The sequence below is a fragment of the Peribacillus frigoritolerans genome, assembly GCF_030676415.1.
GTDB lineage: Bacteria > Bacillota > Bacilli > Bacillales > DSM-1321 > Peribacillus > Peribacillus frigoritolerans_A.
In genome coordinates this window covers 13,066-35,287 of sequence record NZ_JAUUTW010000010.1, presented here as the reverse complement: position 1 = coordinate 35,287, position 22,222 = coordinate 13,066, and the positions used below count along the sequence as shown (strand labels likewise).

Sequence of the window (22,222 nt, the reverse complement as noted above, 5' to 3'; positions counted from 1 at the left end):
CACTAATTGGTGTCCTGTCAATTTTATTATTGACATCACGGTAGTTGTTTTATTCTCCTATCATCAAGTATTAAGGTCCCTTCTTCATTATTTGTTCAATAGATTAATCTTCAAACTTATTAAATCCGGTTACAGCTAAACTTCCCCGTTAATTAAAGTACATTTCTTCACAAACTATGATTTTTACTTGAATAACCAATATTGTTAGTTGCTAATATTGATAATTGGCTATGCTCACGTTTCAGCAAAAGATCAAAATTCAGAACGGAAGCTTAAAAAATTTCGTGATCTTGGAATTGAAGAACGATATATCTTCATTGATAAGCACAGTGGAAAAGATTTTAACCGGCCTCAATATCAAGGGATGCTCTTAATCATTTTCACCTTGATTCACTAGATAGATTGGGTAGAGATTATGATGGTATCATTCGAGAATGAAAGTCTATTACTCGAGATCTGTACGCAGATATTGTGGTACTAGAAAATGAGACACTTTTATGATAGTAGGAATTCCTGAGGCGTGGGTGAGACTGGTAAATTAATGGAGGATCAATTTTTATATCTGCTTTCATATATGGCTGAGTAGGAATGTAAGAAAATAAGCAACGACAGGCTGAAGGAATTGGAGTGGCCAAGAATAATGGCGTGAGATTAGGACGGCTTAAGTATGAAATTAATAATGACTTCATTCAAATATATATGATGGAAATCAATTGATCAGATTTTACGAACCCTCAAATAAAAAGATCCCGTTGCTTTCAGAAATTCGCTCCCTTTACGCCGACTGGCTGCCAAGTCACATCAAAGAAAGCCTCTGCGGGGTCTCGGCAAGCCAGTTATTCGGCAGGAGTGTCGTAAATTTCTTCAATCCGGAGAGGGTTTCTTAAAACAGGAAAAAACTATAAAGGGTAAACTAGTCCTAAACAAGGTTCGAAATGAGACCAGCCTATAGTTTTTTTAAAAAAATTCCAGTTCATTGGAACGGAAGGTACGAGATTCCTGCGGGAAAAGCGTGTCCAAGGGAGACCCTAAGGCGCAAAGCCCTGGGAAAGCGAGTGCCCTATGTTCCAAGCATTTTACAAACCCTCAATATCTTAAATTATTTTTCTATTTCAAGGCTTTTTATCATTTGCCGTAACGCTCCAAGATGATAAGCCGAGTGGGCAATGGTCGCATTTACATTTGTCAGCCATTTTCCTAAATCGATTGTATCGATTTCTGCGAAAAGAGTTACATATTCTTTATGTAACCCATCCCTGATTTCCGCCCATTTCACCTCATCAACAGTAGCGATGGTCCAGCTTGCGTCCCAATCTTTTTCAAAGTCTGTGCCATTGATCATTGATCGGATCACCCATAAATAATACCTTATGTGGTCTGAGTGAGCAGCAATTGTTGATCCACTTATGGAACGTGAAGCATCTTCTGCGGTTAAACCATCAAGAGTCCCAAAAACCCCTGTATTCGGTCTTGAATCAGTATAATAGCTCCCTTCATTTCCAGGTCCCTCGAATGTTTCTTTCAAAAGCGTTTTTAATGAACTTGCCAACGTCTCGCTCATCTCAATTCCCCCCAATTGTTTTAATCGACTTCATTACTTTATAATACACGAAGACAAACCATTAATCGTTGATATTTTGTTAAATTAATCCAAAATATCGCAAATTTATAGAATTACTCGATCAACTGGCAAAGTCGCGGGATTTCCTATTACTATCGAGTGCAGTTCAGAACCTTAAAAAGGCCATTCCTTAAATAAGGAACGGCCTCAATTATTTATCTGTCTGGTAAGTATACAATGCTAAGTCTTATGTTTTAGTAGCTTTTCAAACGGTCCTCCAGGGACACAATTCTAAACTTTAACTCTTGATTAGAGTCTAAGCCTCCTATTACAATTTGATTATCTTCCGTAATGGTGACATATCTGAAGGTTTCATCTCCGTGGATCTTTATTTTTGTCTCCAATGTCGTTTCCATTTTTGCAAAGACTTCATCTGTGTATTTAAGCGGAAGAAGTTCATCTAATCCTTCTTCGGGGCTGCCGAGCCACTTAAACATAAAATCTTTCAATGAATATTGTTCAATCATCGATAAATGATCTTTAAATATTAATTTATCAATTGTTATCTCTTTCAACTTAACCACTCCTCAATAGTATCTAAAGTTTATATGGATAAACTCCTAACATCAAGGGCATTCCAATGACAAACGTTACATTTTGATTACTTGCTGACTAAATAAACCCTTTCACCCCACAAAATGGAATGCTGAATCCGGAAAATAAATTAGAGATTGGTTTTTTCTTGAAAATATGCACAGGATTAACATGCAGAGGGATTATTTTCTGTGGTTCGCAACGTTTTGGCATAGATGATTATCCATGAAACAAGGATGTTCATTTCAGCCGAAAACAGCCTCCATTTTACTTATGAAAATGAAGGCTGTTTTTCTTATATGGATGTAAAGCAACTTTCTGTTAAATGATAGTACCTTAAATAAAACATTATAAGTCTTGTTTTCCTTTCAAACCATTTATCGAATAGCTGATTTTAATGTTGGCATTTAATGAGTGATATACTGAACAGTAAGTATTTTTGGATAATTGAATCGCACGGACCACTTTATCTTCAGGCAGATCACCCTCCAATAAATAGTGGATATGAAAATCGGTAAACCGTTTAGGGTGATTTTCTGATCGTGACCCTTCTATTTCTATTTGAAAACCCTTTGTTTCCAATCGCATTTTTTTTAAAATCATTACAATATCAATACCTGTGCACCCGGCAAGAGAATGCAAAAGTAACTCAGTGGGTCTTGCTCCGCTATTTTTACCTCCTACTTCTTCGGCAGCATCCAAATTTATTTCATGTCCCGACGGAGTTGTGCCGGAGAAGGCCATTTCCCCTGTCCATGTAATCATTGTCTTCATTTGAATCAATTCCTCCCTTTCTTGTTGTTTTGTCCTAAAAATAGTCCACATGTCTATTTAATGTCAGTACAGATCAATTAAGTCTTAAAATAATATTTACCCAATATTGAAGTACGTGTATTAAGAGTACTTGGATGATGAACTTTCAATACCTTATATTATTTCCAAAAAACCAACTTAGTTAGTCATACTGATTTTATCTCATGGCCCTATATATCCATCTACCATGAAGTTTTATAGTTTCCTTCTCCATTCAAAGGAGTTTTATAACTATTATTTTCCCCATCTTGCCAAGTGATTTTGCCATTTTCATCTTTCATGACGAACTTGAATTCATAGAATCGATCTGCGGCTAAACGGAATGTTCCACTCCAGCTGCCTTCTGTGCTTTGAGTGAGTTTATATTCGTAATCTTCAGGATTCCATCTGCCGATTTCTCCTCTATCCCCAATTAAGTAAACTCCCTGTGTGGCAGGTACATTTTCAACTGTGAATGTAACTGGAATCGTCTTGCCTTCCAATTTATCAGCCATCATCCTGAACTCATTTGTTGGATTACCTTCATCGTCGAATAAATAGGACATCCTTAGCAAGGTAAATCCTTCAAAACCATGGTTAAAAACCATTTCTGCTATATTGTCAAAGCCCCATTCATTATTGATCAGCGGGAGTGCGTTTTCCCCGTTTAAAGAAATTCCTTTTTCATTAGCTAAAGAGGCAATATGGGTCACCAACGTTTTAGGAGCGCTATAGGATGGTGCAGTATGTGCTTCTTGATCTCCCATTTCCAAACAGGTGAAAGTGAGGGCCATATTCGATTTCTTAAATTGATTCAATAATTGGGAGTAGTTATAGTAGCCGGCACTATACTCTGCTGAATGCGGCAGTACTGGATCATTCATTTTCCAATGGACTCCTGAGATTTTAGCTCCAAGCGGCACTCCAAAGACTTCATCAAAATGTTTATGGGCAAATTTAGAGATTTTTGCAAGATGCTTTTCGAGTGCTCCTTGATACCACTGCATAAAGTCGTATCCAAATTGTGTATCGATTGCTCCGCCCCTGGTGAAAAATTCATCCCCGTTTCCTGGCGGCTGAATCTCATTCCAGTTTTTATACGTTTTGCCCCAAGCAGCATTTAATTTTTTTATCGTTGAATATTTTTCTCTCATGGTAAGCCTGAAATCCCGTTTTGCTCCTTCCGTATAAACTTGAAGCTGACCCCTTTCAGGATAATCCCAGCCATCAGCATTCTGGTAGGAGGGATATCTTAGTTCCCCGGCTGGTCCTGCACTTAGATATATTTTAGCTATTAGGTCCTTCTTATCAGCAAAATTCTTTGCAAAGGATTTATACAATTCGTTGTATTGATCGGCTGTACCTTCCCACCAAGGAGCTAGTACTTCCTTATTCCAGAAACCACTTTCACTCTTGAATGCCATATTTTCGTCAGTGTCTTTATTCCAGAGCCAACTCGGGATGGGATAGTTACAATCATCCCCCACATTACCGCCGCATTGATGTGTAGACAAAATGGGCACCCATTTTAAACCGGAGGCTTTCACTGTTTCCGCATATTTTTTATAATAGGACCAATCAAACTGATTATCTTTTTTACTCTCGACTAATCCCCACCAGATATCTGTCGTTATTGCATATACTCCATTTTCCTTCAACTGGGTCAGCTGTGCTTCAAATGCCTCCCAATCTATTATTTCACCCAATGGGGCCATCACATAAAGCTTGTAATCTGGTTTTACTTCTGCTATTCCAGGTGAAGTACTTGATAAAGGAACAAAATACAGCATAAAGGTAAAAACGCCAACCGATAATTTGTTCATAAAAACGCCAACCTTTCCCCTATAACTTTATTCATTTGTTAAATTTCGGGATATCTTCGAAATCGTTTACATTCTTTTCGTTTTATAAAACATTCCTTTACTAGAAATTATATTTGTTTTGGAAATATTTATCAATTTTTTTCGTCGGTGGAATGTAGTTCATAACTCCGCAAAGAAAAATGGATAGTCCGATAAGGGACTATCCAGCAGTTTTTAGACAAAAGGGTCCTATCTAAATTTCAAAACAAAGTTGATTGGAGCGGATGTGCGAGACTCCTGCGGGAAAAGCGTGTCCAAGGGAGACCCCACAGGAGCAAAGGCGCCGAGGCGGACCGACCGTGGAAAGCGAGTGCCTGGAGGCAACGTTCAAATCGTACAAACCCTTAAAAAACTGTAGACAAACTCGACTTTCTTCGAGTTTGTCTACAGTCTGATGGATAGTCCTATAAAGACACTATCCAGAGCAGCGGGGTATCTGCATTTTTATAAAACAATATAAACATTACCATCTTCTATTTCAACATTGAATGTCTTTACGCAACCATTATCAGGTTTTTGGACTTCTCCATCCTTGACACTGATTTTCCAGTCATGCATCGGGCAAAAGACGTGATCACCACTCACAATGCCTTCCACCAGAACTCCACCTTTATGTGGGCAACGATTTTCAATAGCCCGGAATTCACCATTTGCTAAATGGAAAAGAGCAATTTCATGAGAGCCTATGGTTACTGTTTTCCCCAGGTTTTTTGGTATCTCATTTACTGTTGAAACCTTTATCTTTTGAAGAGTTTTCCCCATTTAGGCTTCCCCCATATTCATTTATTTGTTATAGCTGGAATTTTCACTTTTTGAAATAAACCGGTTTGGATCGCATTGCTCTCAATGATTTCTTTCCACGGTTCTTGCAATACCGATAAGGCCTCATCTAAACGTTGATTAAGCTCAATCCTTTTATGCTTATCACCAATAATCGCCTTAATCGTATCGAACCCTACACGCTCAACCCAGACAGACGTTCTCTCTAAATAATTGGCAGTCTCTCGATAATGTTGGATGTATGCACCCGTAATTTCAATTACCTCATCACTTGTTTTCACTTTGCATAATAATTCAGCAGCTCTTAAATGGGTACCGCCATTGCCGCCAATATAAATTTCCCATGCGCCGTCAACACCGACAACACCAAGATCTTTGATACCGGATTCAGCACAATTACGAGGGCATGCCGACACGGCCATCTTAACCTTATGCGGTGTTCCTACACGTTCAAATTTCTTCTCCAGGGCAATGCCCAGCCCAATTGAATCTTGAGTGCCAAAGCGGCAAAAGTTTTCACCGACGCATGTTTTCACAGTTCGAAGGGTTTTTCCATAAGCATATCCAGAAGGCATATCCAGGTCAGCCCATACTTTTGGAAGATCTTCTTTTTCAACGCCGAACAAATCTATTCTTTGCCCGCCTGTAACCTTAAGTAACTTAACATTATACTTATCGGCAACATTTGCTATTTTCCGCAATTGCTCGGGATTAGTGACGCCGCCATACATTCTTGGCACAACGGAAAATGTACCATCCTTTTGAATATTTGCATGTAGCCTTTCATTGACATAGCGGGATTCTTTTTCATCTTCATATTCAACAGGATGGATCATGCCTAAGTAATAGTTCAGTGCCGGTTTACACTTCGAGCAACCATCACTTGTATTCCAGCCGAGAACATTCATGACTTCCCGAGTATGGGTCAGATTTTTTTCGCGTATTTCAGCAACAACCTCATCTCTGGATAATGTGGTGCATGTGCATATGGATTCCTTCTGGTTTGACTTACTGAATTCAGCGCCTAATGTCAGCTCGAGAATATCACCGACTAATGGCTTACACCCTCCGCATGATCTCGAAGCACTTGTGCAGCCTTTTACTTCCTCAATACTTGTTAACCCATTAGATTCGATAGCCGTCACAATATCGCCCTTGGTTACTCCATTACAACCACAGATGATTTCCTCATTTGACATCGCAGTGACAAGACTAACACTAGGTTCACTTGTTCCAACATTTAAATATTCGGAAACCTCGGCATTTTTATTGATCATGCTCAATAGGTTATTGCTTTCCTTTGTATCCCCGAATAATACCGCACCAGAAATTTTCCCATTTCGAATCATTACTTTTTTGTAAGTGCCATTCCATTCATTAAATTCCTTGATTGATTTGGCTTGTTCATCCTCGAAAATTTCTCCAGCCGAAAATACATCAACACCAGATATTTTTAACTTAGTAGACAGCACTGAACCCTCGTAAGCTTTGCCTTCCAGGCCGCAAATCCTTTTGGCTAATACTTTGCCCTGTTCATATAGGGGAGCGACCAAGCCATACACCATTTCACGATGTTCGGCACATTCACCAACTGCAAAAATATTCGGGATCCTTGTCTCCATATAATCATCCACGATAATTCCACGATTGACAGGGATGCCGCAATTTTGAGCCATAGCAACATTTGGCTTAATCCCAACTGCCATGACCACTAAATCGGCGCTGATTTCCTCGCCATCACTAAAGCGCAATCCTTTGACATCAATTTCACCTAAAACCTCCTGAGTCTGTTTCCCAAGATGAAAATTCATTCCCTGGCTTTCAAGTTCCCTTTGCAGCATTTTTCCTGCTGTTGGATCTAACTGTCTATCCATCAAATATTCCGAAAGGTGAATAACATCTACCTGCATACCTAGATTTAAAAGACCCCTGGCTGCTTCAAGACCCAGTAATCCTCCACCAATGACAGCAGCCTTTTTATTATTTATTGAATATTCAATCATTTTTTCGCAATCTTCAATATTTCGAAAGGCTGTCACTCCTTTTTTATCCGCCCCCTTTATCGGTAGTATGAAAGGGATTGATCCGGTAGCTAAAATTAATCGATCATATGCGACTTCACGATTTGCATCTGAATATATGATTTGCTTTGTGGTGTCGATGTTCGTGACCGTTTCACCTGAAAAAAGTGTAATCTTGTTCTCTTTGTACCAGTTCCAATCATTTATTGTAATATCATCTATCGTCGTAGCCCCTTGCAATACATTCGATAGTTGGATTCGATCATAATTCGGATGCGGCTCACTTCCGAAGACAGTCACCTCAAACCTTTCCGGTTGAATTTTCAAAATTTCTTCTATACATCTTACTCCAGCCATACCATTCCCAATGAGTGCCAATTTCTGCTTAGCCATGTTTTGTCCTCCAATAAGATTTTTTTGAAAGGATGATATGATTGATTATAGGTGACGTCACTTTTTATCGCTACAAGTGTGTTATAAAATCTTACATAGTTTTTAAAAATTAATAATTAATGTTAGTTTTTATTACAAATATTCAGAAAATTAGGATATAATATCCTTATTGATCTAGCATAAATCCAAAATGAGGTGATTTTCATCGTCCAGCAAAAAGAATCTTATTTAGACAGAAAAGTGATTTCCATAGGGGTGGTCAGAGAATTAACCGGATTATCCGATAGACAAATCCGTTACTATGAAGAAAGAAAACTCGTTTTCCCTGAAAGGTCTAAGGGTGGTAACCGTAAATACTCATTTTCCGATGTCAAGGCATTAGTTGAAATCGCCGATAAAATAGAGGATGGGGTGCAAACCAATGAAATTAGACAGGAAAAATTAAAAGAGAACAGAAAAATTGAACAGGAAAAAATGCGAAAAAAAATGCTGCAAGGCCAATTAAATGCACATTTTGGCTTACGTAATTGATTTTCGCTAAGCAACCGGAATTATTAACCGATTCAATAAGTACGATGACTCTCCTTATTTCAGACTTCGATTGACCAGGTCAAAATTTCACCTTGCATTATTAAAATAGCTGTTAACATTGTTACACTGGACATGATGACTTTCATGTCCAGTTTTCCATTTTCATTAAAGTAAAAGTTTTCTGACTAATCATTCCTCTTCTAAGCGAACTCCTTATCTTTTGTCTTCTCTGAAAACCATGATAATTTCTCGGATAAATTCACCACTTCTCCTATTACAATCATGGCGGGATTGGCAACCTGCTCTCTTGTAACGATCGCCACTATCGAATCGATTGTTCCTGTAAAAGTTCGTTGAAAACCTGTCGTTCCTTGTTCGATGACAGCAATAGCAGTTTCAGGCTTCTTTCCGCAGGAGCGTAATTGTTTACAGATATAAGGAAGGTTTTTAATACCCATATAAATAGCAATGGTGTCAACACCATGTGCCAAATGACGCCAGTTGATGTTATCAGGTTTGCCGGTCACGCTGTGTCCTGTGACAATTGCGAAGGAACTCCCCCGTTCCCTGTGAGTCACGGGAATTCCAGCATAAGCTGGCGCAGCGATTCCAGACGTGATTCCAGGAACTATTTCAAATTGAATTCCTTGCTTTACTAGCACTTCTGCTTCCTCACCGCCTCGACCAAAAATGAAAGGATCTCCCCCTTTTAGACGAACAATCGTTTTTCCTTCCATTGATTTACTAATTAACAAGTGGTGAATGTCCTCTTGAGGGACACAATGTTTACCAGGCGCTTTACCGCAATAAATGTATTCAGCTTCAGGTTTACCGTATAAAAGCAATTCACGATTTACCAATCGATCATACAAGATGACATCCGCTTCCGCGATGCATTTGGTTGCCTTGACAGTAATTAAGTCCGGAGCACCAGGTCCGGCACCAACAATATAGACCTTACCTTTTTCCATCCTTTTTCCCCTTTTGTTGTTAAGTCATGAAAGCTCTGTGTAATTAGGCTCTGCTGTTCAATTATGATTGAACCTAAAAAAGTTATGATGAACGGGAAGAAAACCTCCCTTTAATTAGACGTTAACTCTACTATAGGATGCACTTTTACAGCACTGACTTTAAAGCCAGGCATTTTGCATGTCGGGTCTAAATCCTGTGAAACGAGGCGATTGACATTTTGTGAGTCTGCCCAATGAAAAGGAACGAATATAGTATCATGGCGAATGGTTGCTGACCATTTGCTTCTTACAACAATACTTCCCCGCCTTGATTCGATTTTCACCAATGTATTGTCTGGAATATGATATTTCTTTGCTGTTTCCGGATGGATTTCCATATATGATTCAAAATTTCTTGCGGCTAATGATGAGCTTTTTCTCGTTTGTACCCCTGTTAAATAATGTGACATGATTCTTCCTGTTGTTAAATAAAGTGGAAAATCCGTACATGGCTGTTCTTTTGGAACAAGAGGCACATTATTAACCACAACCATGGCCGCCTTTCCATCCGGGTGGGCAAAAGACGTTTCGAATAACCTTTTTGTCCCTTTATGGTCAATGGTTGGGCATGGCCACAATATGCCTCCTTCCTTTCTTAATCGATCATACGTTATACCAAAATAATCAGCGGTCCCCCCGCGGCTTGCCACTCTCAATTCTTCGAAAATCTCTTTCGCAGATTGAAAGGGGAAATGCTCCCCTTTTCCAAGAGCTTTAGCTATATCACAAATGATTTGCCAATCATGCTTCACTTCCCCAGGAGATGAAAAACTGGCTTCCCGAAGCGTTACCCTTCCTTCTAAATTTGTCATCGTTCCTTCATCCTCTAAATAAGACGAAGTAGGTAAAATTAAATCAGCCAATCTAGCAGTTTCAGAAACGAACATGTCTACTGCGACAAGAAACTTTAATTTTTTCAAAGCCTTTTTGACAAAGTTAGCATTGGGATTTGAAACAATTGGATTGGAACACATTAAAAACATGCCGGTAATTTCACCTTCATTTATCTTCTCTATCATTTCGTATGCTGAGACACCTTTACGCGGCAAATCAGCCTCATCAATTCCCCATATTCTTGCAATATGTAATCTATGTTCCTCATTTTCAATCATACGATACCCCGGAAGCTGGTCTGCCTTTTGGCCATGTTCTCTTGCTCCCTGCCCATTCCCCTGTCCAGTAATAGCTCCATAGCCTGAATTCACTTTTCCGATTTTTCCTGTAGCAATAAGAATATTAAGAAAATTACGAACGGCAGCTGAACCATCTGTATGCTGCTCAACACCCCTTGCTGTAAAAATCATTCCTGATTCTTCTTTCCCGAACATTGCAGCTGCTTTTTGAATTTGGTCGCTAGGCACCCCTGTCATTTCTGCAATTTCCTCCAACTTTAAAGATGTAACATACTCTTTAACTTCGTTGTAGCCATTTGCACGGTCCTGGATAAATGCTTCATCAGTAAAATCCTCTTCAATGATCACTTTCAATAACCCGTTTGCCAAGGCGGCATCCATCCCTGGTTTTACCTTTAGATGTAAGTCGGCCATTTTCGTTGTTGCTGTTTCTCGTGGATCTACAGCAATGATATATGCCCCATTTTGTTTCGCTTTCTCAAAGTACGGGATGATGGTCGGCTGGCATTCCGCAATATTCGTGCCCGCCAAGATCATGCATTTTGTGAACGGAACCTCTGATAAGCTGTTGGTTAGGCCCCTGTCCATACCAAACGTTTGGCTTGCTGCGGAAGCAGCTGCAGACATGCACAAACGGCCATTATAATCTATATACTTTGTTTTTAAAGCCACTCTTGCAAATTTCCCAAGCAAATAGGCTTCTTCATTTGAAATGGATGCACTCCCATAAACAGATAATGCATTTACACCATCTTCTGCTTGAATCTTAGTGAAATTCTCCTTAATGTGGTTTAATGCTTCCTCCCATGATATTCGAACAAATTCCCCATTTTTTTTAAATAATGGGTATTTAATTCGATCTTTATGCAAAGCATGTTGGTGTGCATTCATTCCTTTAATGCATAAGCGCCCCTCTGAGGTTGGATTATCTTTTCCAATCGTCATATACTTTTTTCTTGTCACTATTGTTTGTTCCAACAGCTGCATCTTACACTGCATGCTGCAAAATGGACATTGTGTATCATATCGTTTTTCTGATTGGACCTCTTGTTGCTTCGTGCGGAAATACTTTAATAATAATTCGGTCAAGGCTCCTCACCCTTTACTCATGGATTTCTTTGAATTTTTTCATGGTACAGACATTTATCCGTTTATCTCAGTCGTGAATCAAAAGGTATTTCCCGCTTATTTCATTCTCTGACCTATGCCATTTCCAATCGTTGGGATAGTTGCAGACTAAGTTCATTATCAAACAATACTTCTCTAACATGAATTAAACCCACTCGTTCAATCCATTGCCAAGTCCGCTCTAAGTAATTGGCTGTTTCCCGATAATATTGAATAAAGCCAATGATGATTTCAATTGCTTCTTCATTTGTCCCGGCTACACATAACAGTTCACCGGTACGTACATTACGCCCGCTACTTCCGCCCACATATATTTCCCAGCCCCTGTCAATGCCCATAACACCTATATCTTTCGTTGTTGATCCTGCACCGTTATGCATACAAGCTGATATGCCCATCTTTATACGGTAAGGTGTTGATACATGCTCCAATCTTTTTTCCAAATCTACAGCAAGTAAAAGAGATTGCTGTTTATCACATGAGCAAACATGTTCACCGATACATGTTTTGACGTTTTGAACGGTGTTACCATATTTCGAACTTAACGGCATGTCTAAATCAGCCCACACACCTGGGAGATCTTCTTTTTTCACACCCATTAAATGAATCCTTTGTTCACTTGTTACCGCTACCTGAGAAATATCATATTTATCTGCAACATTTGCAATTTTTCGCAAGTCTTTCGCATTCGTCATCCCGCCGTACATTTGCGGGATAACAGAGTAGCGGTTATCACTTTGAACTGTCGCATTCTTTTTTTCGTTTATGAAAAGTGTTTGCTGTCTATTCTCGTACTCTGGATGAATCATCCCTAAATAATAGCTAAGGGCCGGCCTACATGTTGAACAACCTCCGCTATTTCCCCATTCAAGAACATCCATCGCTTCTTGGACAGACGTTAAGTCTTGGAGCTGCATTTTATACACGACTTCATCTTCCGTTAATGTCGTACATGAACATAATGCAGTTTGTTCATTTGCCTGATCAGAAAGATTACCTTGAATATATGCCAAAAGCTCGGTCACAGCTGGCTTGCATCCACCGCAAGAACCTGAAGCCTTTGTGCATTGTTTAACTTGTTCCACTGTTGTTAATCCCTTATTTTGAACCGCTCCAATGATTGCCCCCTTTGAAACAGCATTACAATGGCAAATGATTTCATGATTTGCCATAGAAGCGATTAATCCCTCAGCGGTACTTGGTGATTGGAACAGTGCACGCTTTTCCTCCGACGATACTTCTTGACGCTTTAAAATCATATCGAGTAATCGTGAACTGACCTTTGTATCTCCATACAGAACAGCACCTATGATTTTTCTTCCTCGAAAGACCACCTTTTTATAAACACCATCTACTTCATCAAAAGTTGTGATTGATTTCGTTGTTTCATCACCAAGGAAATCTCCAACAGAGAATAACTCAACTCCTGATATTTTCAACTGGGTCGAAAGGACCGAACCGTGATATCCGCTGCATTTCATTTCACAAATATGCTTTGCCAGAACTTCACCTTGTTCATATAGGGGTTTCACCAGTCCATAAACAATACCTTGATGTTCAGCACATTCACCAACCGCATGAATATTTGGGATGCTGGTTTCTAAATAGTCGTTTACAATAATGGCCCGATTTGTATCAATTCCGCTTTCTTTGGCCAACTGAATATTCGGTCTGACTCCCGCAGCCATAACGACTAAATCAGCTTCCAGCTCCATTCCATCTTTAAAACGGACGCGCTCTACACGCTCATTACCGATTATCTCCTGTGTTTCCTTTTTTAAAAGAAAGTTCATTCCCTGGTTTTCCAACTCTTTTTGCAGCAAAAGTGATGCCGTTGTATCAAGCTGCCTTTCCATTAAATGGTCAGCAATATGAACGACATTCACTTCCATACCAAGGTTTAACAGCCCTCTCGCTGCTTCTAAACCTAATAAACCGCCTCCGATGACGACTGCTTTTTTATGCTTGCGTGAAGTTTCAATCATCTTTTGGCAATCTTCAATCGTCCGAAATGCAATAACTCCTTCTTTATCAACACCGGTAACAGGAAGAATAAATGGGATAGAACCTGTGGCAATTATCAGCTTATCGTAGTAAACTTCCCGTTCTTTGTCTGTTTTTATCTTCTTGGTCTCTTTATCGATTTTTACAACCGTTTCCCCTGTAAACAATTGAATATTATTCTCCGTATACCAGTTCCTGTCATTTATCGCAATATCTTCAAACGAGGTGTTGCCTTGAAGCACAGTCGACAATAAGATTCGGTTATAGTTAACGTGTGGTTCACTTCCGAAAATAGTAATCTCAAATGCAGTCGGATCCTTACTTATAATTGACTCAACGCAGCGTAATCCCGCCATTCCGTTCCCTACTAAGACCAGTTTTTGCTTATACATTTTATCCCCCCAAACAAGTACTGTAACAAGCCAATATAACTAGTAAACAAAGTTCTAGATCTTAACTGAATTCTTTCCGAGTACCCACGTTTTTCTCCATGAAAGCTGAGCTAGGCCCAGGATAAGCAACGCCACGATTCCAACTGCGGAAAATACTAAAAATCCTGTAGCATATGTGCCAGTAATCTGTTTCAACGTACCTAGTATGTTTGGAACCAAGAATCCGCCAACACCTCCGGCAGCTCCTACAATCCCTGTGATAAAACCTATTTCTTTAGAAAATCGCTGTGGAACTAACTGAAAGACAGCACCGTTGCCCATACCGAGAAATAGCATTCCGATGAACAGCAGGATCGTAACGGCAGTAAGAGAATAAAGAAAACTGATCCCAAACATACATAATGTGAGACCAATGAATAAAAACATAAGCAGTTTAACTCCACCTATTTTATCGGCAATGAATCCTCCGACGGGACGAAAGAAACTTCCAGCGATGACACATAATGTAACAAATTCCCCTGCCCTTATTCGTGTTAACCCATACTCATCAACAAAAAAGATGCTTAAAAAGCTAGTAAACCCGACAAAGCCCCCAAAAGTCACACTGTAAAGAATACAGAAATACCAAGTGTCCGTTATTTTAAATACGTTGAAATATTCCTTGAGTGGTTTTGCAGGCGGTTGAGATGGTGCGTCTTTTGCGATTAAAATATAAATGATAAACACGATGGTTAAAGGAATCAAAGCTAATCCCATAACATTATGCCAGCCAAGGGACTCTGCAATACGCGGTCCAAACAATGTCGCAAAAAGGGTTCCGCTGTTACCTGCTCCCGCAATCCCCATCGCAAGACCCTGCAAATGCGGGGGATACCAGCGACTAGCCATAGGAAGTGCTGCAGCAAAACTTGCACCTGCCACTCCTAGCAAAATCCCAATTAAATAAAGCTCGGCTAAACTTTCTCCGAATAACCATCCCCAAAAAAGCGGAATCATCGTAACAAGCATCCCGCCGATCGCTGTTTTCCTCGGGCCGATGCGATCAGTCAAAAAACCAAGGACGATTCGAAAAAACGAGCCTCCCAAAATCGGAATAGCTACAATCAAGCCTTTTTCAGCTGGGGAAAGTCCGAAATCCTTTGTAATATAGACACCGAGTGCACCTAATAATACCCAAATCATAAAACTGATATCAAAATAAAGGAATGAAGCTAATAATGACGGAGCATGACCGCTTTTTTTCAATTCAGATATTTTCATTTTTCATCTCTCCAATACTTTATTAATTGAATATTCGTTTATTTTACTCTTATAGAAGCGAGATTTCTTTGTTTATGTAAGAAAACATTACACACTTTTTTTGTAAGTCTTAAAATGTGAATCCTTTGAAGTAGTCATTGGTCAAAATTTAATAATTTCATTTCCTTTTTCTTATATAAATTGAATGATATTGTGGTTTACTTAGGTGATGTAAAGTCACAAGCTTGTTTAACTTTTCAGTTATGGCAGGGGATATGCCAAAAGATAACTCCAATAAGCTTTTTCGTAATAATCTCTATACAAAAAAAGAAGCCTAAGGCATAGGCTTCTCTCAGACTGTAGATAAACCCGACTATAATTGAGTTTGTTTACAGTTTTAATATTTGTCTGTTAATATCCACTTCAGGCGCTCGCTTTCCGCGGGCGGTCCGGGAGCCTCCTCGGCGCCATTGCGCCTGCGGGGTCTTCCTTGGACGCGCTTTTCCCGCTGGAGTCTCGCACCTTCCGTTCCAATCAACTGTTTTAACATTCTGATATAACTCCTTTTGCCTACAGTCTTTTTTGTTTACATAGAAGAATGAAAACTTGAGGTGATATCTATTCAGCGGGTTCAACTTTAAATGATGTCTGCATCTTCATTAGAGGGCTGGTTCTTCCCAGGGCACAAAACAAGGACTTCCTTCATATGATGTGTTATGAGCGGCATGAGATATTTAATAATCTGATTATATTCGGGGAAAGGTTGGGTGCAATAATATGAGGCAATATCCATTTCATAACATTCCATTTCAAAACCTTCAGAAAAAAGACATGTCATTTGAAGAGGTATTCGTACATATTGTTGAGTTCATGAAATTAAATCCTTCCGGTAACTATCGATTAATGGTCGGTACAGATTCGCAAGTACATAAAAAACATACGGTTTTCATTACAGGCATCGTGATACGGCAGGTCGGAAATGGTGTATGGGGTTGTATAAGAAAAGTGATGATTCCTAGAAGGATGCTGCATTTACATGAACGAATTTCCCAAGAATTGTCGTTAACAGAGGAGATTGTATCCATGTTTACGGAAGAAAGAAAAAATCAGTTAATCGATATTGTCCTGCCTGCTGTATATCAAGGGGCAACGTTCACAATGGAAGGGCACATTGATATCGGGATTGGAAAGCGGAACAAAACCAGTGAGTTTGTAAAAGAAATGGTGGCCAGGATGGAATCCATGGGCGTGGAACCGAAAATTAAACCTAATGCTTTCGTAGCTTCAAGTTATGCCAACCGGTATACAAAGCAAGAGTAAATGCCTCTAAAACAAATAATACGCCAGAGCTATCAACACTGGATTTTTTTAGTCTGATAAAAATAAATATTTCAGAAAAATATGGATATGAAACCAAGGTTGCAAAGCGGTGCATACAATTCATATAGTACGGTATTCGAAAAACAGCAAAAAACCAGCCTCATACCGAGACCGGCTTTAACATTTAAAGATATAAGCCGCCATTGCCGTATTCATTAAGAAAGTTTTAAACCACCACTCCTCAAAGTGGGTGTTTGCAGAAAAAATCCTGTTGTCCAAGTCAGTGACGAGGCATAACATTCCTGTTTCAATATAAAACTCCCTATTACAGCTTAAAGGTTAAAACTTTATTATCATTACGAACAGTGCAGCTTGTATTGTTATAATACCTGAATTCCTCATAAGTTACAATGTTAATAATCACCAAATAAATCGCCTATGGCTGCAGAAGGTAATGGACGCCGTATTAGCCCTTTATAAAAGCATTCTTTAGACTCAAACTATTGATCAAAATAACCGATAAAATCCCCTTGGTCTTTATTTTGCAGATATAGTACTGTTTCTTTGTCAGAAATAGTAGGCAGTCCGAAATTTTGTTCATACCTCTCAATTCCTTTTCCTGTAATGATAATCCAATCCCCTTCCTTTCCTGCTTGTAATGCCTCCTGTATAGCAAGTGTCCGATCTGGAATAACCTTCCCATTTCCAGCAGAGTAATCGCTTTGCAGTTTATTTAGTGACGATTCCATCACCTCTATTCCCTCCGAATTCAGATCATCCATCGTCAAAATAGAAACATCACTATGTTCCGATGATACTTTAACCATTTCAGCCCTTTTGGTTGTATCTCGTCCACCTCGGAAACCAAAGATATGATAAATCTTTTTGGCCCCGCATTCTTTGGCAGTTTGAAGCATGTGATGAATGGCATCTGCAGTATGTGCATAATCGATGACTATTGTCGGTCCAAATTCTTTCTTATACATTTCAAACCTTCCTGGCACACCGGGAAATCGTTTCAGTGAAGTGAGAATTTCCTCTTTTGAAATTGGAAACATCTTCGCTACGGAATACGCAGCTGTTGCGTTATATAAATTATGAAGTCCAGGTAAAGGTAACTCGATTTTCACAAAGTCATGATTCTCATTCAATAAAATAAAGGGGTTTGTTGCAGTATCATAATTGGTGATGGTTAAATCACAGCGATTGGATTTTCCAAATACAAAGGCACTGACATTCTTCTCCCGTAAGTATTCTTGTAGTTTCCCCCCCCAGAAATCATCTCCATTAATAATCGCAAGACCATTAAGTTTCAATTTTTCAAAAAGCAGTAATTTTGCCAGGAAATAATTCTCCATCGTACCGTGGAAGTCGAGATGGTCATGATACAAATTCGTGAAGACACAGAAATCAAATTCAATTCCCTCCAAACGGTATTGAGCTAATCCATGTGAAGACACTTCCATTATGACAACCATGTCCTTACTGGCTGCCAATAAGGAATTCAGTTCCATGGTACCTGGAGTCGTATTATGGGAATCGACTTTGTTTCCATTGATAATATGCTGTATCGTACCAATGACGGAACAGGTTACCCCATTCTCTTCTAATATTTGCTGAAGCATATAGCTTGTTGTGGTCTTACCATTTGTACCCGTAATTCCTATCATTATTTTTTGATTACTTGGATCTCCATAAAACCTTTTGGCGATTAGCCCTAATGCTTTACGGCTGTTTTCCACTCGTATATAAGGAACTTCCAATCCCTTAATATCGCGATCGCCAATCACAGCCGCTGCCCCTAAACGAATTGCATCTTTAATGTAATTATGGCCATCGGACTTATATCCGGTTACGGCAACAAAAAGGTATCCCTTTTTTATTTCTTTAGAGTTATCGGTTACACCTGTGATGTCTATATGTTCAGCTTCCATCGGTAAATCCCAGTGTATTGCTTCTTTCAATATGTCATTAAGGATCATTAACTTTTCTCCTTTTTCATTTAAGCTATTCACCAACAAGCCATTTTTAGTATTTACAAGTACTCTAAAAATAATTGTTGATCCAGAATTTGTTAGTTGCAATAACAGGCAAGGGAAGAAAAAAAAGAAAAGCAGCCTGAAGTGACTGCTTTTCTTAAGGTCCTATGGCTCTAGCTATATAGAGGTGTTGACACACCGCAGATACTTACGATTGAATTTCCAAGGGTTTTGCTTCTGCCTTTTGATTGTACAATGGCAAAATGAAAAACATCCCTAGAATAAAAAAGAAAGCGGCGGTTTCAAATATGGTGACGAGTGAAAATTGCTCTTTAAGCACGCCTGCCGCACTCATCGTCAACACCATCGATCCAGTGAATAATGGGCTTAAGATTCCATTGACCCTTCCGATGAACTCGCCTTCGGTCCTCTGCAATATCAATGTATTGATCCCAATTTGAATACAAGGCAGCATTAGCCCATTAAAGAACTCGGCAGTAAGTGTAATCCAAAGATTTGTTGAAAGCCCCATTACCGCTAATCCTATGGCATTCACAAGCATTCCGAAAGCTAATAATCTCTGAGGTGCCACCTTTTTGGCAAAAATCATCACCCCAGCTCCACCTAAAATCATACCAAACCCATTCACCATAAATAACCATTGCAAATTTTCCTTAGGGAGTTCCAGTTGTTCTGTAACAAGGAATATAGAGAGCGGTTGAATAAAGCCCAGTCCGAGCCCGGCAGCCAGAAAACATAAACCAAGCAAACTTAGTTCTTTTTTTCGCAATACATAGCTAACTCCGCTTTTCATTTCCTGCCATAACGTTGTTTTTGCGGTCTCTTCATTCAGTTTTCGATCTTTTGGAAGAAAGGCGAGTGCTCCAGCTGAAAGTAAAAACGCCAGGCCAGTAATCGCAATAGAGATGTTTATCCCAAATGATTGGAAGGCAAATGTACCGAGAATCGGACCTAAAACCATAAATACTGCGAAGACGGTCTGATAAACAGACATTCCTGTTTGAATTTGACTTTCAGGCAAATGCATCTTAAATAGCTTCATGCCTGATGGCTGAGAAAATTGAGAAAGTATCGCCGAAATCAAAGTTGCGAAGAATACCATTTTCCAACTGCCAAAGATAAGCGAGATAAGCACAGCAAATACGGATATTGCACTTAATATATCACACCAAACCATCGTTTTTTTCGGACTCCAGCGGTCAGCAAACGTCCCTCCAATAAATGAAAAAATAAAAATGGGTGCGAACTCCGCTACTGATATCATGGAAATGGCAAAGGCATCCCCGTTTGTCTTTTCCATGACGAATAACAAAACTGCAAAATTCCGTACCCATATCCCAATTTGTAAAAACAAGCCAGAAAAGATAATGGCCCGGAATACACGATTTTTAAAAATGTTAGGTTCCTTATTACTAAATGCTACGGTTGTGTTTTTCCCCATATAAAAACCTCCTGTGAGATATCTGGACAGGAGGCAGTACAATACAAATTTAACAGAGCAAAGTATCCCTAATGGATGGAACACAATGATCTTTGTTTGTATTTTAAGTACAGACTAATCCTATCCAGAAAAAAAGTTCGTATTTAGCACGCATTTTTTTCTTGAAGAATAGGATTAAATGATCATTGTTTAAAGGTCACCCTTCCATTTTATGTTAATTTTATAATAATCTATTTAATCTGATAAATCAAGGTAAAATTCATAAAATTAAACCAGATCTTGTATAAAAAAAGGGACTTCCTAAAATAGAAAGCCCTTTACTATCCTTAAGTTTCCAACGACTGTCGCCAGGAATGCTTCTGCCCTTTGTTACCTTCATTTTTTCATGACCTTTTCTCGGATTATCTCAAGCATGTTTCTTCTTTTCAGTTCTCCAGTAAACGTTCATGATTAGGATTGCCCTGTACAAGCAAATGGGAAGATGGCATTAGAATTTGATGCTCATGTAAAGCAGTCATCATTTCAAACCTCACGCTTCTCGATGTTTCAAAGTAATCATCAGGTTTCACAAGTCCCACTATGCATAGTTCATATCCAACATATTTAAGATTCGGATTTAAATCCGTAATGCCAATGTATCTAAAGTCCTCTTCAGGTGTACCATCCTCTAGCCTTAAAAGGCTTTCACCATACTTCTCATTACAGATAATACATATATCCTCCAACAGCCGTTTTACCTTTTCAGGATTTTCTTGGTAACTTACTGTAATGCGCTCAATGATTCGCATTCTCCCTTTATTGAAATTTTGAATCGTCCTGATTTCACTGTGTGGAATGGTCAGTAATTTCCCTGACCATTCCCTGATCTGCATGAACCGGATACCGATTTCCTCAATCGTTCCAGAACTTGTCCCATTGAATGTCACGAAATTCCCCACTCGGAATTCATTATCTGAAAGCCTTACAAATCCCAATAAGATATCTTTAAGCATTTGCTGAGCGGCAAATCCGATAACGACCCCTAAAATACCAGCTCCAGCTAAAATTCCTTTTAGGTCTATAAACTGTCCAATCAGATAAATGAGGAAAAGTCCTGCAATGCCGTATCTAAGAGAAGAACGAGTAACCCCCTGTATCGTTTTTTCGACTTCTTCCTCAAAAAAATTAGATCTCTTAAAGAACCATTCGACCATTTTATTCAAAATAAAATAAACGGCCAATAACAGTAAAGCTAATATAAAAAGCCTCAATAATAAAAATTCTTCCAAATAATCCATAGCAAGCTCAGTAAATTTCAAGATATTCATGTTCCCACCTCCATTTCCACTTTATTCAGAATCGATTAAAATCCAGTCATCATCCTTGCCTATTATCCCTTGATCAAGTATAAGTCTCGTTTTAAGGCGATAGGAAACCCCTCGCTTATAAGGCTCCTTCAATGTAGGCAGACAAAAGTTAAAAGGAATTTCATTGCTTTCCCCTGAATTTATCTCTCTTGAAGACAAAATGGTACTCGTTTTAAGGATCTCTTCCATTCCCGTAGAATGAGTATCCATAATTAAATCACATTCAATCCTCCTTATTCTTTGCGCCAAGGTACCACCTTTAATCAAGAAATACCCATTTATGCATTCACCAGATTTATACGTATTTTTCGGAAGGATTAAATCTATTTGTGCAGAACCTATCCCTAAAAGTAATAAAGATTTTCTAAGTATCAAAGAATACACTCCATTTATATTTATTTGTTTTTCTATTAAACCCACATGTTTATACATTTCCTTAAGGGCTGCATCATCCGGACTACAAAAAAACCTTTACCATTTTGGTAAAGGTTTACTAAAAGAAAATAGACCTTTACCAATAGGTAAGGTCTGGCTAACAACAATATGCTGCCAACAACACCGAGAGCAAAGAACTCCGTAATGACGACATTGTTGTAAAAGCTACTCCCCTTTGGAGAATGTATTCAAGTATGTAATATATAATACGGTAGAATTGGAAAGTTTGTCAAACCTTTA

The 22,222-nt window shown here is 39.0% G+C and carries 17 protein-coding genes and 1 other RNA gene; 3 read left to right on the top strand and 15 right to left on the bottom strand.

The window, feature by feature from the left end; genetic code table 11:
• Nucleotides 1-208: 208 nt before the first annotated feature.
• Complete coding sequence (locus Q8G36_RS11730; RefSeq protein WP_336622963.1) at nucleotides 209-397, top strand: recombinase family protein; 189 nt, start codon at nucleotides 209-211, stop codon at nucleotides 395-397.
• A gap of 702 nt (nucleotides 398-1,099) precedes the next feature.
• Here Q8G36_RS11730 and Q8G36_RS11725 read toward each other — a convergent pair.
• The 6 genes from Q8G36_RS11725 to nirB (Q8G36_RS11700) all read right to left on the bottom strand — a co-directional run bounded on the left by Q8G36_RS11725 (nucleotide 1,100) and on the right by nirB (Q8G36_RS11700) (nucleotide 8,003).
• Nucleotides 1,100-1,561 carry a hypothetical protein gene (locus Q8G36_RS11725; RefSeq protein WP_305160339.1) on the bottom strand — a complete coding sequence of 154 codons (462 nt, stop codon included), beginning with the start codon at nucleotides 1,559-1,561 and terminating at the stop codon, nucleotides 1,100-1,102.
• 254 nt (nucleotides 1,562-1,815) lie between these two features.
• Nucleotides 1,816-2,136 (bottom strand): hypothetical protein, encoded by a 321-nt coding sequence (locus Q8G36_RS11720; RefSeq protein WP_305160338.1) that lies wholly within the window; start codon nucleotides 2,134-2,136, stop codon nucleotides 1,816-1,818.
• A gap of 367 nt (nucleotides 2,137-2,503) precedes the next feature.
• Nucleotides 2,504-2,929 (bottom strand): OsmC family protein, encoded by a 426-nt coding sequence (locus Q8G36_RS11715; protein WP_305160337.1) that lies wholly within the window; start codon nucleotides 2,927-2,929, stop codon nucleotides 2,504-2,506.
• A 221-nt stretch (nucleotides 2,930-3,150) separates the two neighbouring features.
• Nucleotides 3,151-4,770, bottom strand: a complete 1,620-nt coding sequence (locus Q8G36_RS11710; RefSeq protein ID WP_305160336.1) for a family 14 glycosylhydrolase — start codon at nucleotides 4,768-4,770, stop codon at nucleotides 3,151-3,153.
• A gap of 483 nt (nucleotides 4,771-5,253) precedes the next feature.
• The gene (gene nirD, locus Q8G36_RS11705; protein ID WP_305160335.1) at nucleotides 5,254-5,571 is read right to left on the bottom strand and encodes a nitrite reductase small subunit NirD; all 318 of its coding nucleotides are present in this window, start codon (nucleotides 5,569-5,571) and stop codon (nucleotides 5,254-5,256) included.
• Nucleotides 5,572-5,588: 17 nt separating this feature from the next.
• A complete protein-coding gene (gene nirB, locus Q8G36_RS11700) occupies nucleotides 5,589-8,003 on the bottom strand; it encodes a nitrite reductase large subunit NirB (RefSeq protein ID WP_305160334.1) in 2,415 nt (804 codons plus the stop codon).
• 255 nt (nucleotides 8,004-8,258) lie between these two features.
• On the opposite strand from nirB (Q8G36_RS11700), the gene Q8G36_RS11695 reads away from it, so the two are divergent.
• Entirely contained in the window at nucleotides 8,259-8,534 is a 276-nt protein-coding gene (locus Q8G36_RS11695; RefSeq protein WP_269467089.1) for a MerR family transcriptional regulator, read from the top strand.
• A 200-nt stretch (nucleotides 8,535-8,734) separates the two neighbouring features.
• On the opposite strand, the gene cobA is transcribed toward Q8G36_RS11695, so the two are convergent.
• The 4 genes from cobA to Q8G36_RS11675 form a co-directional block, all read right to left on the bottom strand.
• A complete protein-coding gene (gene cobA / locus Q8G36_RS11690) occupies nucleotides 8,735-9,505 on the bottom strand; it encodes a uroporphyrinogen-III C-methyltransferase (RefSeq protein WP_305160333.1) in 771 nt (256 codons plus the stop codon).
• Nucleotides 9,506-9,615: 110 nt separating this feature from the next.
• On the bottom strand, nucleotides 9,616-11,766 hold the full coding sequence (gene nasC / locus Q8G36_RS11685) for an assimilatory nitrate reductase catalytic subunit NasC (protein WP_305160332.1): 2,151 nt from the start codon (nucleotides 11,764-11,766) through the stop codon (nucleotides 9,616-9,618).
• 113 nt (nucleotides 11,767-11,879) lie between these two features.
• Nucleotides 11,880-14,201: a nitrite reductase large subunit NirB gene (gene nirB, locus Q8G36_RS11680; RefSeq protein ID WP_305160331.1), complete on the bottom strand. Its 2,322-nt coding sequence runs from the start codon at nucleotides 14,199-14,201 to the stop codon at nucleotides 11,880-11,882.
• 54 nt (nucleotides 14,202-14,255) lie between these two features.
• A complete protein-coding gene (locus tag Q8G36_RS11675) occupies nucleotides 14,256-15,461 on the bottom strand; it encodes a nitrate/nitrite transporter (RefSeq protein ID WP_305160330.1) in 1,206 nt (401 codons plus the stop codon).
• A gap of 756 nt (nucleotides 15,462-16,217) precedes the next feature.
• On the opposite strand from Q8G36_RS11675, the gene Q8G36_RS11670 reads away from it, so the two are divergent.
• A complete protein-coding gene (locus Q8G36_RS11670) occupies nucleotides 16,218-16,760 on the top strand; it encodes a ribonuclease H-like YkuK family protein (protein WP_305160329.1) in 543 nt (180 codons plus the stop codon).
• 190 nt (nucleotides 16,761-16,950) lie between these two features.
• Here the strand turns inward: Q8G36_RS11670 and ssrS are convergent.
• The 5 genes from ssrS to Q8G36_RS11645 form a co-directional block, all read right to left on the bottom strand.
• A non-coding RNA gene (ssrS, locus tag Q8G36_RS11665) (6S RNA) lies at nucleotides 16,951-17,137 on the bottom strand.
• A gap of 123 nt (nucleotides 17,138-17,260) precedes the next feature.
• Nucleotides 17,261-18,742, bottom strand: a complete 1,482-nt coding sequence (locus Q8G36_RS11660; RefSeq protein ID WP_305160328.1) for a UDP-N-acetylmuramoyl-L-alanyl-D-glutamate--2,6-diaminopimelate ligase — start codon at nucleotides 18,740-18,742, stop codon at nucleotides 17,261-17,263.
• A 205-nt stretch (nucleotides 18,743-18,947) separates the two neighbouring features.
• Nucleotides 18,948-20,201: an MFS transporter gene (locus Q8G36_RS11655; protein WP_336622962.1), complete on the bottom strand. Its 1,254-nt coding sequence runs from the start codon at nucleotides 20,199-20,201 to the stop codon at nucleotides 18,948-18,950.
• 425 nt (nucleotides 20,202-20,626) lie between these two features.
• Nucleotides 20,627-21,508 carry a mechanosensitive ion channel family protein gene (locus Q8G36_RS11650; RefSeq protein WP_305160326.1) on the bottom strand — a complete coding sequence of 294 codons (882 nt, stop codon included), beginning with the start codon at nucleotides 21,506-21,508 and terminating at the stop codon, nucleotides 20,627-20,629.
• 21 nt (nucleotides 21,509-21,529) lie between these two features.
• Nucleotides 21,530-21,967 carry a sporulation protein gene (locus Q8G36_RS11645; RefSeq protein ID WP_251434826.1) on the bottom strand — a complete coding sequence of 146 codons (438 nt, stop codon included), beginning with the start codon at nucleotides 21,965-21,967 and terminating at the stop codon, nucleotides 21,530-21,532.
• Between the last annotated feature and the right edge of the window lie 255 nt (nucleotides 21,968-22,222).

Excerpts from the sequence above, each read along its gene's own strand:
- Q8G36_RS11725 (WP_305160339.1), bottom strand. The coding sequence starts at position 1,561 with ATGAGCGAGACGTTGGCAAGTTCATTAAAAACGCTTTTGAAAGAAACA.
- Q8G36_RS11715 (WP_305160337.1), bottom strand. The coding sequence starts at position 2,929 with ATGAAGACAATGATTACATGGACAGGGGAAATGGCCTTCTCCGGCACA.
- Q8G36_RS11710 (WP_305160336.1), bottom strand. The coding sequence starts at position 4,770 with ATGAACAAATTATCGGTTGGCGTTTTTACCTTTATGCTGTATTTTGTT.
- nirD (WP_305160335.1), bottom strand. The coding sequence starts at position 5,571 with ATGGGGAAAACTCTTCAAAAGATAAAGGTTTCAACAGTAAATGAGATA.
- nirB (WP_305160334.1), bottom strand. The coding sequence starts at position 8,003 with ATGGCTAAGCAGAAATTGGCACTCATTGGGAATGGTATGGCTGGAGTA.
- cobA (WP_305160333.1), bottom strand. The coding sequence starts at position 9,505 with ATGGAAAAAGGTAAGGTCTATATTGTTGGTGCCGGACCTGGTGCTCCG.
- nirB (WP_305160331.1), bottom strand. The coding sequence starts at position 14,201 with ATGTATAAGCAAAAACTGGTCTTAGTAGGGAACGGAATGGCGGGATTA.
- Q8G36_RS11675 (WP_305160330.1), bottom strand. The coding sequence starts at position 15,461 with ATGAAAATATCTGAATTGAAAAAAAGCGGTCATGCTCCGTCATTATTA.
- Q8G36_RS11670 (WP_305160329.1), top strand. The coding sequence starts at position 16,218 with ATGAGGCAATATCCATTTCATAACATTCCATTTCAAAACCTTCAGAAA.
- Q8G36_RS11660 (WP_305160328.1), bottom strand. The coding sequence starts at position 18,742 with ATGATCCTTAATGACATATTGAAAGAAGCAATACACTGGGATTTACCG.
- Q8G36_RS11655 (WP_336622962.1), bottom strand. The coding sequence starts at position 20,201 with ATGGGGAAAAACACAACCGTAGCATTTAGTAATAAGGAACCTAACATT.
- Q8G36_RS11650 (WP_305160326.1), bottom strand. The coding sequence starts at position 21,508 with ATGAATATCTTGAAATTTACTGAGCTTGCTATGGATTATTTGGAAGAA.